The organism is Gottfriedia sp. ABJ_BB2_2 (genome assembly GCF_055484705.1).
Window position 1 is genome coordinate 38,314 of the sequence record NZ_JBVFKR010000013.1, and the last position, 15,559, is coordinate 53,872.

Consider the following 15,559-nt stretch of genomic DNA (forward strand, 5'->3'; position numbering starts at 1 on the left):
TCAGGGACAATCATGATTGTTATTAGAAAATATAAAGTACGTTTGTTCTGTTTTTGATTGATTTTTGAAAAAATGTGGTAAAATAGAAGGATAGGTTTGTTTTGGAAATGGAGGCGGGGACGATGGAACAGCAAAATTTTGAAGTAGTTTCTAATTATACACCTCAAGGCGATCAGCCAAATGCAATTAAAGAGCTTGTAGATGGTGTTAGAAATGGGAAAAAGCATCAAGTGCTACTTGGCGCAACAGGAACGGGGAAAACATTTACGATTTCAAATGTTATTAAAGAAATTGGAAAGCCAACATTAGTGTTTGCCCATAATAAAACACTTGCGGGTCAATTATATAGTGAATTAAAAGAATTTTTTCCAAATAATGCTGTTGAATATTTTGTTAGTTACTATGATTACTTTCAACCGGAAGCGTATGTACCTCAAACGGATACCTACATTGAAAAAGATTCAAGTATAAATGATGAAATTGATAAACTACGTCACTCAGCCACATCTTCATTATTTGAACGGAATGATGTCATTATTGTAGCCAGTGTTTCTTGTATTTACGGTTTAGGTTCTCCAGAGGAATACCGTGAGTTAGTCTGTTCTCTTCGTACTGGCATGGAAATCAGTAGAGATGATCTATTGCATAAATTAGTAGATATTCAATATGCGAGAAATGATATTGATTTCTCTCGTGGTACATTTCGAGTTCGTGGTGACGTTGTGGAAATATTCCCAGCTTCAAGAGACGAACATTGTATTCGCGTGGAGTTTTTTGGAGATGAAATTGAGAGAATTAGAGAAGTGGATGCACTGACTGGTGAGATATTAGGTGATCGTGATCATGTAGCAATTTTTCCTGCATCTCACTTCGTAACGCGTGAAGAAAAAATGAAGATTGCTATTAAAAATATTGAAGCTGAATTAGAAGAGCGCTTAAAAGTAATGAGGGATAACGGAAAACTACTAGAAGCGCAAAGATTAGAGCAAAGAACAAGATACGATTTAGAAATGATGAGTGAAATGGGCTTCTGTTCTGGAATCGAAAACTATTCACGTCATTTAACATTAAGACCTCCAGGCTCAACACCATATACTTTATTAGATTACTTCCCAGAGGATTTCTTAATGGTTATAGATGAGTCACATGTAACTGTACCTCAAATTAGAGGGATGTTTAATGGAGACCAAGCGCGAAAGCAAGTCTTAGTTGACCATGGATTCCGTCTTCCGTCTGCACTCGATAATCGTCCGCTAAGATTCCAAGAGTTTGAAGATAAGGTTCAGCAAACAATTTATGTTACGGCAACGCCAGGTCCATATGAGCTGGATTTATGCCCTGAGAAAGTAGAACAAATTATTCGTCCTACTGGCCTATTAGATCCGACAATTGATGTTCGACCAATCGAAGGTCAGATTGACGATTTAATAGAAGAAGTAAACCAACGAATTGCAAAAAATGAAAGAGTACTGATTACAACTCTTACGAAAAAAATGAGTGAAGATTTAACTGATTATCTGAAAGAAATCGGGATAAAGGTAAACTATTTACATTCAGAAATCAAAACATTGGAGCGAATTGAGATTATTCGCGACCTTCGATTAGGTAAATATGATGTATTAATCGGGATCAACTTACTACGAGAAGGTATTGATATTCCTGAGGTTTCTCTAGTTGTGATTTTAGATGCAGATAAAGAAGGATTCCTTCGTTCTGAACGATCGTTAATACAGACAATTGGTCGTGCTGCGAGGAACTCAAATGGTCATGTTATTATGTATGCAGATAAGATGACAAATTCGATGAATATTGCGATCGAAGAAACAAAACGTCGACGTGAAATTCAAGAAGAATACAATAAAAAACATGGTATTACACCGAAAACAATCATTAAACAAGTACGCGATGTCATTCGAGCAACTTCTGTCGCAGAGGATGAAGAAGTTTATGAAAATGGTATTCAAGCTAAGTATTCGAAAATGAACAAAAAAGAACGTCATCTATTCATTCAATCTATAGAAATGGAAATGAAAGATGCTGCAAAGGCGCTTGATTTCGAAAGAGCAACTGAGCTACGTGACTTAATACTAGAGTTAAAGGCTGAGAGGTGAGGAACTTGAAGAGTATGAATGAAATTATTATTAAAGGGGCTCGGGCACACAATCTTAAAAACATTGATGTGACGATACCTCGTAATCAACTTGTTGTTGTAACTGGTTTATCTGGATCGGGAAAATCCTCACTAGCTTTTGACACAATTTACGCAGAAGGACAACGTAGATATGTAGAATCATTATCTGCGTATGCTCGTCAATTTTTAGGTCAAATGGATAAACCGGATGTAGACTCGATTGAGGGTCTGTCTCCGGCCATTTCGATTGATCAAAAGACGACAAGTAGAAATCCTCGTTCAACTGTTGGTACTGTAACGGAGATCTATGATTATTTACGTCTTTTATATGCTCGAATTGGTACACCAATCTGTCCAACGCATGGAATCGAAATTACATCTCAAACAGTAGAACAAATGGTTGATCGTGTGATGGAATACCCAGAGCGTACAAAAATACAAGTGCTTTCTCCAGTTATTTCTGGTCGTAAAGGTACACACGTAAAAGTTTTTGAAGAAATTAAAAAAGAAGGCTTTGTTCGAGTACGTGTAGATGGAGAACTTTATGATGTATCGGATGAAATCGAATTAGAAAAAAATAAGAAGCATTCAATTGAAGTTGTAATTGACCGTATCGTGATTAAAGATGGTGTAGCTTCTCGACTTGCTGATTCTCTTGAAACAGCATTAAAACTAGGTGAAGGCCGAGTTATTATTGATGTTATAGGAGAAGAAGAGCTTCTTTTTAGTGAACATCATGCTTGTCCACATTGTGGTTTTTCAATTGGAGAGCTTGAGCCAAGAATGTTCTCATTCAATAGCCCGTTTGGGGCATGTCATTCATGTGATGGTTTAGGTACAAAACTGGAAGTTGATTTAAGTTTAGTGATTCCAAATGAAGAACTAACTTTAAAAGAAAATGCGATCGCACCTTGGGAATCAATCAGCTCAATGTATTATCCACAACTTCTTGAAAGTGTATGTAATCATTATGGAATTAATATGGATATACCATATAAAGATATACCGAAACACCAAAGAGACAAAATCCTTTATGGTAGTGACGGAGAACAAATCTATTTCAAATATGATAACGAACAAGGTCATGTTCGTGAAGCGATGATTGAATTTGAAGGTGTTATTTCAAATGTAGAAAGACGTTACAAAGAAACAACATCTGATTATATTCGTGAGCAAATGGAAAAATACATGGGTGTGCAAAGCTGTCCAACATGTAAAGGACATCGATTAAGAAAAGAAGCACTTGCAGTATTTATCGGTGAGTTACATGTAGGTGAAGTAACAAAGATGTCTGTTAAAGAAGCATTTGATTTCTTTGATACGCTTAACTTAACGCCAAAACAAGAACAAATTGCAAACTTAATCCTTAGAGAAATTAAGGAGAGATTAGGATTTCTTGTAAATGTAGGGTTAGACTACTTAACATTAAATCGAGCAGCTGGTACATTATCCGGTGGCGAAGCACAACGAATTCGATTAGCAACGCAAATTGGTTCAAGATTAACAGGTGTTCTTTATATTTTAGATGAGCCGTCAATTGGATTACATCAACGAGATAATGATCGTTTAATTTCTACGCTATTAAATATGCGCGATATTGGAAATACACTGATTGTTGTTGAACATGATGAAGATACAATGTTAGCTGCAGATTATTTAATCGATGTTGGACCTGGCGCTGGTGTTCATGGTGGTCAAATTATTTCTCAAGGTACGCCAAAAGAAGTAATGGAAGATAAAAACTCATTAACTGGTAAATATTTATCAGGTGAAAAGTTTATTCCTGTACCTCTTGAACGTAGAAAAGGTGACGGTCGTGAAATTAAAATCGTCGGGGCTAAAGAAAACAATTTAAAAAATGTTTCAACTTCATTCCCATTGGGCACATTTGTTGCAGTAACTGGAGTGTCAGGCTCCGGGAAAAGTACTTTAATTAATGAAATATTATATAAATCACTAGCTCAAAAATTAAATGGTTCAAAGGTACGTCCGGGAGAACATAAAGAAATTAAAGGGATTGAGCAATTAGAAAAAGTCATTGATATTGATCAATCACCTATTGGTCGTACTCCTCGTTCGAACCCAGCAACTTATACTGGCGTATTTGATGATATTCGCGACGTATATGCGACTACAAATGAGTCGAAAGTTAGAGGATATAAAAAAGGCCGATTTAGTTTTAACGTAAAAGGTGGAAGATGTGAAGCTTGTCGCGGAGATGGAATTATTAAAATTGAAATGCACTTCCTACCTGATGTTTACGTACCTTGTGAAGTATGTCATGGGAAACGCTACAACCGAGAAACATTGGAAGTGAAATATAAAGATAAATCTGTATCAGAAGTATTAGATATGACAGTTGAAGATGCAGTTGTATTTTTCGAGAATATCCCAAAGATTAAACGAAAACTCCAAACATTGAATGATGTAGGCTTAGGATATATTACACTTGGACAACCAGCGACAACGTTATCAGGAGGAGAAGCGCAACGTGTAAAACTCGCTTCTGAACTTCATAAGCGTACCAATGGTAAAACATTGTATATTTTAGATGAACCTACAACAGGCTTGCATGTTGATGATATTTCACGACTGTTAGTTGTTCTACAAAGATTAGTAGAAAATGGGGACACTGTTCTTGTGATTGAACATAACCTTGATGTCATAAAAGCAGCTGATCATCTGATTGACTTAGGACCCGAAGGTGGAGATAAAGGTGGAACAATTGTTGCAACTGGAACACCAGAGGAACTTTGCAAAGTAGAAGCATCTCATACTGGTAAATATTTAAAAGCAGTTCTTGATCGAGATAAAAGCCGAATGGAACAAAGAATGGCATTGATGGAATCGTAAAAGATACTTCTTAAACAAAGAGAGGGAACTAAATCCTTCTCTTTGTTTTTGTATGTTTAAAGAAGCATTTCTCTGATAAAAAGAGTTCAAAAAGGATTCGTTATGGTAGTTTTCGTTTTTTGGACATTCTTTTTGTTTGTTTTGGCATAGAATAAATTATAAAGTATTTATTATAATAATTTTTATATAAATAGAGGCTTGATTGTTAGAGAGGAGATTACTGTGAGAAAATTATATCGATCTTCTAAAGACTCAATGCTTGCAGGTGTTTGCGGTGGTTTGGGTCAATATTTTAATTTTGATAGTACATTAATACGATTATTGTTTGTATTATTATTTTTTATTGGATTTGGTGCTATATTTTTTGTTTACTTAGTTTGGATTTTTATTGTTCCAAAAGAAGGCGAAGTGTAAATTTTATGAGATGGTTATTTTCGTTAGCAATTAATAGTTTAGTTTTTATTGTAGTAGCTGGTTTTCTTCAACCAGATTTTTATGTTGCAAATATTCCTACAGCAGTTGTTGCTGCACTAGTTTTATCTATATTAAATACAATTATCAGACCAATATTAATTTTTATAACTCTACCTGTAACGATTTTTACACTTGGATTATTCCTGTTTATTATTAATGCGATTACATTAGAAATGACAGATTATATCCTTGGGGATGCAATCAGAGTAAATGGATTTGGTACGGCTATTTTAGCTTCAATTTTGATTAGTACATTTAGTATGTTAATACAATATTTTGTATTCGATCCAAAAAACAAAAAAACAACTGAACGTAAATAATGAAAAAAGCTCCCTTTAGGGGAGTTTTTTTATTGAAACTTGTTTCTCAATGATATGTAGTTGTATTTTTCATTCTTTTTGAGTATAGCGTGCGGTAATAGGAGTAAAGGGATAAAGAAACTTTGAAAGATAATCGAATTTTCTTGAAAAAATAAGTTTAGCCATTTCTCGACATTTTCCCACCAACTTTAAAAATGGTACAATATGAAAAGATAAATTTATTTTGAAATGGAACAAGCGAAATGAATAATATAGGAGGCTCATTCATGGGTAAGTTACGTACGAAGGATTTAGTTGAGCATTTTAAATTAGATGTAATTAGTGGGAGCGCAGGATTAAAAAGGTCCATTAATACGACAGATTTATCTAGACCTGGAATTGAAGTTGCGGGTTTTTTTACATACTACCCATCTGATCGTGTGCAGTTATTAGGGATGACAGAGTTAACGTTTTATGAAAGTTTAACAGATGAGCAAAAAGAAGACCGATTAAAAAAACTTTGTGCTGAAGATACACCTTGTATTATCGTGTCTCGTGGTCTTGAAATTCCTACCGAGTTAATTGAAGCAGGTGAAGAGACAGGGGTTCCAATCTTACGCTCTGGTAGTAAAACGACTAAATTATATAGTAGACTGACTAGTTATTTAGAAGCTAAACTAGCGCCTACAACAGCATTACACGGTGTATTAGTTGATATTTATGGCGTAGGTGTATTAATTACTGGTAAAAGTGGTGTTGGTAAAAGTGAAACTGCACTAGAATTAGTAAAACGGGGTCATCGGTTAGTTGCAGATGATTCAGTGGAAATTCGTCAAACTGACGAAGAGACGTTGATTGGTTCTTCACCAGAATTAATTGAACATTTATTAGAAATTCGTGGATTAGGTATCATCAATGTAATGACTCTTTTTGGAGCGGGTTCAGTCCGTACTTATAAACGAATAACGTTAAATATTGATTTAGAAATATGGGATTCACAAAAAGTATATGACAGAGTTGGCTTAGATGATGAAAGACTAAGGATTTTAGATACCGACATTTCAAAAATTACTTTACCTGTTCGTCCTGGACGAAACTTAGCCGTTATTATTGAAGTGGCAGCAATGAATTTTAGATTGAAAAATATGGGTGTTAATGCAGCTCAACAATTTGCTGATCGCTTAGAAAAAGTTATAAAGGGCGGAAATAATTCAAACTCAGATGATCTAAATGATTTAATATAAAAATGAAGTGGGGAAAAATTAGATGGAATCAAATATACAACCATTAGATAAGGTGTTTTTAGAACTTGGCCCTCTTTCTATTAAGTGGTATGGGGTTTTAATTGGAGTAGGTGTCTTATTAGGATTATGGTTAGCAATCCGTGAAGGGAAACGCCGCGGGATTCATGAAGAAACTTTTATGGATATTGTATTAATTGCAGTTCCATCGGCAATTTTAGGGGCAAGAATTTATTATGTATTATTTGAATTCGATTATTATTCAAAGCATTTAAATGAAATTCCACAAATATGGAATGGTGGCTTGGCAATACATGGTGGATTAATTGGTGCATTTATTGCCAGTTATATTTTTGCTAAGAAAAAAGGTTTATCATTTTGGAAATTAGCTGATATTGCAGCACCTAGCATTCTTGTTGGACAAATGCTTGGACGCTGGGGTAATTTTATGAATCAAGAGGCTCACGGTGGAGAGGTTACTCGTTCATTTTTAGAGGGTCTACATTTACCAACTTGGATTATTAACCAAATGTATATTAATGGTACTTACTATCACCCAACATTCTTATATGAATCATTGTGGAGCTTGTTAGGGATTATCCTATTATTGTCTTTACGAAAAGTAAATCTTAGACGTGGTGAAATGTTCTTAACTTATTTAATTTGGTATTCAGTTGGTCGATACTTTATAGAGGGTCTACGTACAGATAGTTTAATGTTAACAGAGACAATTAGAATGGCTCAGTTTATTTCTATATTAATTATTGTGGTTGCGATCATTGTTCTTGTTTATCGTAGGGTTAAAGGATTATCAAATGATCGTTATTTAGATGCATAATCAATTATATTAACAGGTGAGGGGGGATTCGTTTTGGAAACATTGAAAAATGGGTTACGAGTAGGGTTGTTGACATCATGGAAGATGGGGAAAATCATCTTTCCAATTTCATTCATTTTAACGATTGTGAAAGAGACGAGTCTCATGGACTGGTTTGTAAACCTTCTTGAACCACTAATGAGTTTTATAGGTTTAAAAGGTGATGCAGCAATCGTTTTAGTGTTAGGTAATGTTCTAAATTTATATGCCGCGATCGGCGCGATGCTTCCAATGGATTTAACAATGAAGGAAGCATTAATTTTGGCAGTCATGCTAAGCTTCTCACATAATTTATTCATAGAAACTAGTGTAGCAACCGCAGTTGGAATACGTGCATCCTTTGTTGTATTTGTGAGGGTCAGTTTCGCAATTATTTCTGCTTTATGCTTGCATTTCTTTTGGCCAGGTGGAACTGAAATTGTTCATAAGGGTATAGCAGTAGCAGAGGCAACAAACATTAGTGGTATGGAGTTAATCAAAACTGCGATTATTGCATCGGCTATTGGCATATATAAGTTAGTTATTATCGTTATTCCTTTGATGGTCGTGATCCAATTTGCAAAAGAATTAGGATGGATGAACTACATTACAAAATTCTTATCACCTTTTACAAAATTACTAGGTGTGGAATCTAAGGCTGGAGTTACATTAGCGGCAGGTTTATTTTTCGGATTAGCTTTTGGTGCCGGTGTTATGATTCAGGCCGTAAAAGAAGATGGCGTTTCAAAGAAGGATTTATATCTAGTCTTCTTATTTTTAGTTGCATGTCATGCGGTAATTGAAGATACTTTAATCTTTATCCCTTTAGGCATTCCAGTATGGTATTTATTTGCTATAAGATTCTTAGTAGCATTAATTGTTACATGTTTTGTAGCGAGAATTATAGGTAAGATTAGTAAAAAATCCGAAACTAGCCTAAATGCGGAAATGAAATAGGACAGTTAGAGAGGAAAATCTAATGAAGATTACAACATTATTATTTGACTTAGATGGTACATTGATTAATACAAACGAGCTCATTATTGCGTCCTTCATGCATACTTTAGAGAAATTTTATCCTGGTAAATATAAACGTGAGCATGTTATTCCGTTTATGGGACCAACATTAACAGAATCTTTTTCAACAGTTGATGCAAATCGAGTAAATGAACTAATTACAGAATATCGTCGCTTTAATGTTGAAATGCACGATGAGTTTGTAGAAGAATATGAGACTGTTTATGAAACGATTGAAACATTACATGAAAAAGGTTATAAGATTGGTATTGTGACGACGAAGGCAAGAAATGTTGTAGAAATGGGCTTGAGCTTTAGTCGTTTGAAACAATTCTTTGATGTTGTCGTTACAATCGATGATGTACAAAATGCGAAACCTCATCCAGAGCCAATTCAATTAGCATTGGAAAAGTTAGAAGCATCACCAGAAGAAACCATTATGGTAGGCGACAATTACCATGACATAGAAGGTGGCAAAAATGCCGGAACGAAAACAGCTGGCGTTGAATGGTCACTTAAAGGAAAAGAATTTTTAGAATCGTATCATCCTGATTATATGCTAGAAAAAATGAGCGATATCTTAACAATATTAGGAATTGAAGAAAAGTGAGAAATACGAAAAGATATCATATAGAGGGAAAAAATTCTCTTTGGCAGCTATATAAGACAGTATCGTTTTGGAAAACTTTTCGAAATGTAATCGTAATTGAAGTTGCTCGATATATTCCATTTTTTAGCTTGAAAAACTGGATGTATAGACGACTAATTGGTATGGAAATTGGGAATTACACTGCTTTTGCTTTTAAAGTTACTCCAGACTTAATGTTTCCAGAGCTAATTTCAGTAGGCAATAATACAATCATTGGTTATAATACTACGATCTTAGCACATGAATATTTAATAAATGAATATCGTTTAGGAGAAGTAATTATTGGAGATAATGTGTTAGTTGGCGCAAATACTACGATTCTACCTGGTGTAGTAATTGGCGATGGAGCGAAAATTTCTGCAGCAACCTTAGTCAATAAAGATGTACCTGCTGGAGCATTTGTTGGCGGAAATCCGATGACAATCATTTCGTTACCCGAAGCTATTAGTAGTATTAGTAATTAAGGTAATATTTTGTAAAATAAAAAAAGTGGTTCCATTTATCATTGTTTTATGTAAAATAAATTGTTGGACTACTTTTGAATTATTTAAAAGTGGAAATTGTTCGTCGTATACAAATTCTTATAATTTGGACGACGACTATTTCCTCTTTTTGTATGATATACTGTGATAAGCTGGAAAAACTGGAGGATCGAATGTCTGAAAAATTGGGGAATCAAACAAATCAATTTCATAATGTCGTTTCGTTCTCGTTACCGAAAGATTATTTCTACGAAAAAGGTATGAAAGCTTATAATAGTAACGATACTGACCAAGCGATTTATTATTTAAAGAAAGCTGCTGAAAACGAAGAAAATCAAACTGTACTAGTCGATATTTCTCGTAAGCTTTTAACATTGCACCAATACCAAACGTCAATTACAATTTTAGAATATATATTAGATAAATTTCCTGCAAATGAAGATGTGTATTATTTATTAGCATTTGCTTTTTTTGAGTTGGGATTATTTCAAAAAGCTAATCTTTACGCACAAAAGTATTTAGAAATAGGTACTGATGAAGACCAGTTAGATGAACTGGAAGATTATTTAGACATTATCCATAGTGAAGAAGATGATGATCTAAGTATTAATGATGATTTACTCGTACTTCAAGAAAGAGTTACAAGTTATTTGGCTAACCATGATTGGAAATCTGCCAAAACGACTTTGTTGAACATAGTGGATAAATACCAAGAATTTTGGCCAGCATACAATAACTTGGCACTAGTTGAGCTCCATTTAGGGAATCACGATGAAGCTGAGAGAGTACTTCATTATGTATTAGAACAAAATCCTGGGAACCTTTCAGCACTTATTCATTTAACAATGTTGAAAAGAATCGTAAATCAACAAGAGGTTGCTCAAGACTACTTGATGAGTTTATCTAATGTTGTGCCAATTTCCGAGGAACATCGTCATAAACTTGGGGTACTGTTTTATCAATTCCAACAATTTGAGCAAGCTTTTAAGTTATTTCACTTGCTTTATATGGATAGACCGAATCGTGAAGTGCAATTTTATTATATGTATAGTGATGCAGCATACAGATCAGGTCGAGTTGAACTTGCGGAACGCATCTGGAATTTAGAAATGTCAGAGGCATTTGATGACCATGAAGAATTGGCTCCGTGGGTTGATAAAAAACATTCAACGAACGAAATAGAAAAACTAATGTCAGAAACAGAGTATCAAGCAAAATACTCTAATTCGAATAGTGAGCGTTGGGGGTTAATCTATTTCATGAAGGAATATTATTACGATCAAAAATTTAGTTCAATCCTTCAAGATTTAGAACCGTTAGATCATATCGGTATCGATGAACAAATAGAGCAGGTAATGTTAAATAATATGTGCTATATGGAACCACATCCATCATTAAAGGTTGTTATAAATGGTGCGAAAAAAATTCAAACTTATTGGGAAGATGACTATGTACTTCTACGTAATCAGCTTCAATTATGGTTTTTCTCGATTTGTGAATTAACACTTAAGTATAAAGAATTACCGGTAAATGAAACTGTATTATTAGCAGCTACACATTATCTTGTAGAAAATGAAGAAAAACGTGTATCACAAAAGAAAATTGCAGCAAACTATAATATCTCTACTTATTTATTAAATAAAGGCATTAACGCCATTCGAAGCTTGTTTTAATACCAAATGGTGTTAGGCAAGCTTTCTTTATTTTACTTGAGCATATGATTTGTCGTTTTCTGTTATTTAGTATTAGGATAGTGTTAGTTAATGATCTAGGTAAATGCGTTATTCAAGTACAAGGAGTGGAAAAGTAATGGAAGAAAAAATTTATGACGTTATCATCATTGGTGCAGGTCCAGCAGGGATGACTGCTGCAGTTTACACATCTCGTGCAAATCTATCTACTTTAATGATGGAGCGTGGAGTACCAGGTGGCCAAATGGCTAATACGGAAGAAATTGAAAATTATCCTGGATTTGATAGTATTTTAGGACCGGATTTATCAAACAAAATGTTTGATCATGCGAAAAAATTTGGTGCTGAATATGCTTATGGTGATATTAAAGAAATCGTTGATGGTAAAGAATATAAAACTGTCATTGCTGGTAAAAAAGAGTATAAAGCGCGTGCGATTATTATTACAACAGGTGCAGAGTATAAGAAGATTGGTGTTCCTGGTGAGCAAGAGCTTGGCGGTCGCGGTGTATCTTACTGTGCTGTTTGTGATGGCGCGTTCTTTAGAGATAAAGAATTAGTAGTAATTGGTGGAGGAGATTCAGCGGTTGAAGAAGGCGTTTATTTAACTCGTTTTGCTTCAAAAGTGACAATTGTACATCGTCGTGATGAACTACGTGCACAAAAAATCCTTCAAGATCGTGCGTTTGCAAATGAAAAAATTTCATTCATTTGGAATACAACATTAAAGCAAATCAACGGAACAGATGGGAAAGTTAGTGGTGTTACATTAGTAAATACACAAAACGGAGAAGAGTCTGACTTTAAAACAGACGGTGTATTTATCTATATTGGAATGCTACCACTTACAAAACCATTTGCTAACTTAGGTATTACGAATGAAAATGGTTATATTGAAACAAATGATGTAATGGAAACAAAAGTTCCTGGAATTTTTGCTGCTGGTGATGTACGTGAAAAAACATTACGCCAAGTTGTAACAGCTACTGGTGACGGAAGTATTGCAGCTCAAGCGGTCCAACATTATGTTGAAGAGTTAAAAGAAGAATTAACGAAAACAAAATAATTCCAACGAACTACTTACAATTTTTACTGAATGGTAGAATCGTTAAAATGTAAATGGAATTGTAATATTCTGAAATTTATATGTAATTAGGGTGTAACTTTCTTGCAATATAAATACTGTATTATAGATACCAACCAGAGAGCCCCCTAATATATATGGAACATGGATATGCGCTTGTCCATGTTCCCTTTTTTTTGTTAACAAAAATATTGCTTAATATAAATCCTAGATTGAAACCTTTCATTATGTTTCAACTAGGATTTTCGTTTGCTATTTTTCCTTTCTGTATTTCAAGTGAACATTCAGTGTTACGAGTTGTTGTTGTAGTTGTTTAAAGGTATAATATAGATTGGGCAGTTGCAACTAACTGTAAGAAGATTGTAAGTGAGGTATAGAAAATGCAAAGAGTTACACATTGTGTTTTGTTAAAAGAAAATAACATCCTCCTGTTACAAAAGCCTAGAAGAAACTGGTGGGTTGCTCCTGGCGGAAAGATGGAGCCAGGTGAAAATATTCGAGAAGCAGTTGTTCGCGAATATCGAGAGGAAACCGGTGTCTATTTAAAGAACCCAAAATTAAAAGGTGTTTTTACAATTATTATAGAAGAAAATGCAAAAGTAGTTAATGAATGGATGATGTTTTCATTTTTAGCTACAGAATTTGATGGTGAAAACCAAGATGAATGTGAAGAAGGAATTCTTCGTTGGCATTCAATCGATGATGTGAAGAACCTTCAAATGGCTGAAGGTGATTACCATATTATAGATTATCTTTTAAAAGGTACTGAGATTCTACACGGTACATTTGTATATACACCAGATTTTGAACTATTACGATATAGATTAAATCCAAGTTAATAAATAAATCTTAGAAAGGGTGGAGTTAGAATGGCTACAAGATCTCATGTAAACATGGTCATTATTACGGGAATGTCAGGTGCTGGTAAAACAGTCGTTGTGCAAGCATTAGAAGATATAGGATATTTCTGCGTTGATAATCTTCCGCCAGCATTACTTCCTAAGTTTGTAGAATTATTGAAGGATCCAGATCATCATACAACAGATAAAGTTGCGCTTGTAATGGATCTTCGTGGAAGAGAATTTTTTGATCAGTTAGGTAGTTCATTAGATCAGTTAATGACAACTCCTTCAATCATCCCACAAATATTGTTTCTAGATGCTACAGATTCTGCATTGGTTACACGATATAAAGAAACTCGCCGTTCGCATCCATTATCACCAACTGGATCTCCATTAAAAGGAATTGAGATGGAACGATCATTATTGGCTCAAGTAAAGGGTCGAGCGCAGTTAATATATGATACATCAGATTTAAAACCTAAAGCTTTAAGAGAAAAGATTATTAAGCAATTCCGTCAGAACGAACAAGAGGGTTTTTCAGTGAATATTGAGTCATTTGGATTTAAATATGGCATTCCAATTGATGCAGATTTAGTATTCGACGTTCGATTCTTACCAAATCCTTTTTACATTGAATCGATGAGACCTTTGACTGGCCTTGATAAAGAGGTTTCCTCTTATGTACTGAAATTTAATGAGACAACTGAATTTATGTTGAAATTAATTGATTTAGTTAGTTTCATGTTACCTCAATATAAAAGAGAAGGTAAAAGACAATTAATCATCGCGATTGGATGTACAGGCGGACAACATCGATCAGTTACACTAGCAGAGTACTTAGCCAACTACTTTAAAGACCAATATGATACGAACGTTAGCCATCGTGATGTTGAGAAAAGGAGCCACAAATAATGCCGAGCGAACAATCAAAAATCGTCATTATTGGAGGCGGCACGGGCTTATCGGTTTTAGTACGTGGTTTAAAAAAACATCCGGTAGATATAACTGCAATTGTAACAGTAGCTGATGATGGAGGAAGTTCAGGACGTTTACGAGATGAACTAAAAATTCCACCTCCTGGAGATGTTCGAAATGTATTGGCAGCGTTGTCAGACGTGGAACCAATGCTAGAAGAATTATTTCAACATCGTTTTACAACAACAGGAGATTTATCAGGACATTCACTTGGGAATTTAATGTTAAGTGCAATGACAGATATTACAGGAGATTTTTATCGAGCAATCATTGAGATGAGAAAAGTATTAAATGTAAGAGGAAAGGTAATTCCGGCTGCTAATCAGAGCGTTGTTTTAAAAGCAGAGCTTGAAGATGGGACAATTGTTTCAGGTGAGTCGAAAATTCCTTATTCTGGTAAGAAGATTGAAAAAGTCTTTTTATCTCCAAGTAATGTAGAACCGATAAAAGAGGCTATTGTTGAAATAGAGAAGGCTGATTTAATTGTGATAGGGCCTGGTAGTTTATATACAAGTATTCTACCTAATTTATTAGTAACAGACATTGGTAAGGCTGTTATTTCTGCTAAAGCAAAAAAGGTATATGTTTGTAATGTAATGACGCAGGCTGGTGAAACATTACATTATAGTGCAAGCGATCATGTAAAAGCTTTAAATGACCACATGGATTCAAGCTTTATTGACACTATTATCGTTAATGAAGGAAAAATCCCAAATAATATTTTAAAACGATATAACGAAGAATTATCACAACAAGTATTGTTTGATTTAGATCAATTAAATGAATTAAAACTTGAAGTTGTTACGAAACCAATCATTAAATATGATGATAATGTCATTAGGCATGATACTGTAAAATTGGCTGAAATCTTATGTGATTTAATTCCAACTAAAATTAAAGTTAAAAAAGGTAAAAAGGTAAAATGAAATAAATTTTTAAAAAGTGTTAAAAGGAGGGGGTGATTC

Annotated in this window: 14 protein-coding genes; all 14 read left to right on the forward strand. The window is 34.3% G+C overall.

Annotation, left to right across the window (positions count from 1 at the left end; genetic code table 11):
• Nucleotides 1-122: 122 nt before the first annotated feature.
• Nucleotides 123-2,111, forward strand: coding sequence for an excinuclease ABC subunit UvrB (gene uvrB, locus ACX6U0_RS19410; protein WP_464961506.1), 1,989 nt, complete (start codon nt 123-125; stop codon nt 2,109-2,111).
• 14 nt (nt 2,112-2,125) lie between these two features.
• Nucleotides 2,126-4,984 (forward strand): excinuclease ABC subunit UvrA, encoded by a 2,859-nt coding sequence (gene uvrA, locus ACX6U0_RS19415; RefSeq protein ID WP_464961544.1) that lies wholly within the window; start codon nt 2,126-2,128, stop codon nt 4,982-4,984.
• A 222-nt stretch (nt 4,985-5,206) separates the two neighbouring features.
• Nucleotides 5,207-5,398: a PspC domain-containing protein gene (locus ACX6U0_RS19420; RefSeq protein ID WP_464961507.1), complete on the forward strand. Its 192-nt coding sequence runs from the start codon at nt 5,207-5,209 to the stop codon at nt 5,396-5,398.
• A 5-nt stretch (nt 5,399-5,403) separates the two neighbouring features.
• Nucleotides 5,404-5,778, forward strand: a complete 375-nt coding sequence (locus ACX6U0_RS19425; protein WP_192603326.1) for a phage holin family protein — start codon at nt 5,404-5,406, stop codon at nt 5,776-5,778.
• Between the two features lie 266 nt (nt 5,779-6,044).
• Nucleotides 6,045-7,001 carry an HPr(Ser) kinase/phosphatase gene (gene hprK / locus ACX6U0_RS19430; protein WP_464961508.1) on the forward strand — a complete coding sequence of 319 codons (957 nt, stop codon included), beginning with the start codon at nt 6,045-6,047 and terminating at the stop codon, nt 6,999-7,001.
• A gap of 22 nt (nt 7,002-7,023) precedes the next feature.
• Entirely contained in the window at nt 7,024-7,836 is an 813-nt protein-coding gene (lgt, locus tag ACX6U0_RS19435; protein ID WP_464961509.1) for a prolipoprotein diacylglyceryl transferase, read from the forward strand.
• A 33-nt stretch (nt 7,837-7,869) separates the two neighbouring features.
• Complete coding sequence (locus ACX6U0_RS19440; protein ID WP_464961510.1) at nt 7,870-8,811, forward strand: nucleoside recognition domain-containing protein; 942 nt, start codon at nt 7,870-7,872, stop codon at nt 8,809-8,811.
• 22 nt (nt 8,812-8,833) lie between these two features.
• Nucleotides 8,834-9,481 carry a pyrophosphatase PpaX gene (gene ppaX / locus ACX6U0_RS19445; RefSeq protein ID WP_464961511.1) on the forward strand — a complete coding sequence of 216 codons (648 nt, stop codon included), beginning with the start codon at nt 8,834-8,836 and terminating at the stop codon, nt 9,479-9,481.
• Complete coding sequence (locus ACX6U0_RS19450) at nt 9,478-9,984, forward strand: acyltransferase (RefSeq protein WP_464961512.1); 507 nt, start codon at nt 9,478-9,480, stop codon at nt 9,982-9,984. Before ppaX ends, ACX6U0_RS19450 begins: the two co-directional genes overlap by 4 nt.
• A gap of 191 nt (nt 9,985-10,175) precedes the next feature.
• Entirely contained in the window at nt 10,176-11,675 is a 1,500-nt protein-coding gene (locus ACX6U0_RS19455; protein WP_464961513.1) for a tetratricopeptide repeat protein, read from the forward strand.
• Between the two features lie 136 nt (nt 11,676-11,811).
• Nucleotides 11,812-12,759, forward strand: coding sequence for a thioredoxin-disulfide reductase (trxB, locus tag ACX6U0_RS19460; RefSeq protein ID WP_464961514.1), 948 nt, complete (start codon nt 11,812-11,814; stop codon nt 12,757-12,759).
• Nucleotides 12,760-13,157: 398 nt separating this feature from the next.
• On the forward strand, nt 13,158-13,616 hold the full coding sequence (locus ACX6U0_RS19465; RefSeq protein ID WP_464961515.1) for an NUDIX hydrolase: 459 nt from the start codon (nt 13,158-13,160) through the stop codon (nt 13,614-13,616).
• A 30-nt stretch (nt 13,617-13,646) separates the two neighbouring features.
• Complete coding sequence (gene rapZ / locus ACX6U0_RS19470) at nt 13,647-14,531, forward strand: RNase adapter RapZ (protein ID WP_464961516.1); 885 nt, start codon at nt 13,647-13,649, stop codon at nt 14,529-14,531.
• Nucleotides 14,528-15,520, forward strand: coding sequence for a gluconeogenesis factor YvcK family protein (locus ACX6U0_RS19475; protein ID WP_464961545.1), 993 nt, complete (start codon nt 14,528-14,530; stop codon nt 15,518-15,520). The genes rapZ and ACX6U0_RS19475 overlap by 4 nt, the downstream gene beginning before the upstream one ends.
• Nucleotides 15,521-15,559: the final 39 nt, after the last annotated feature.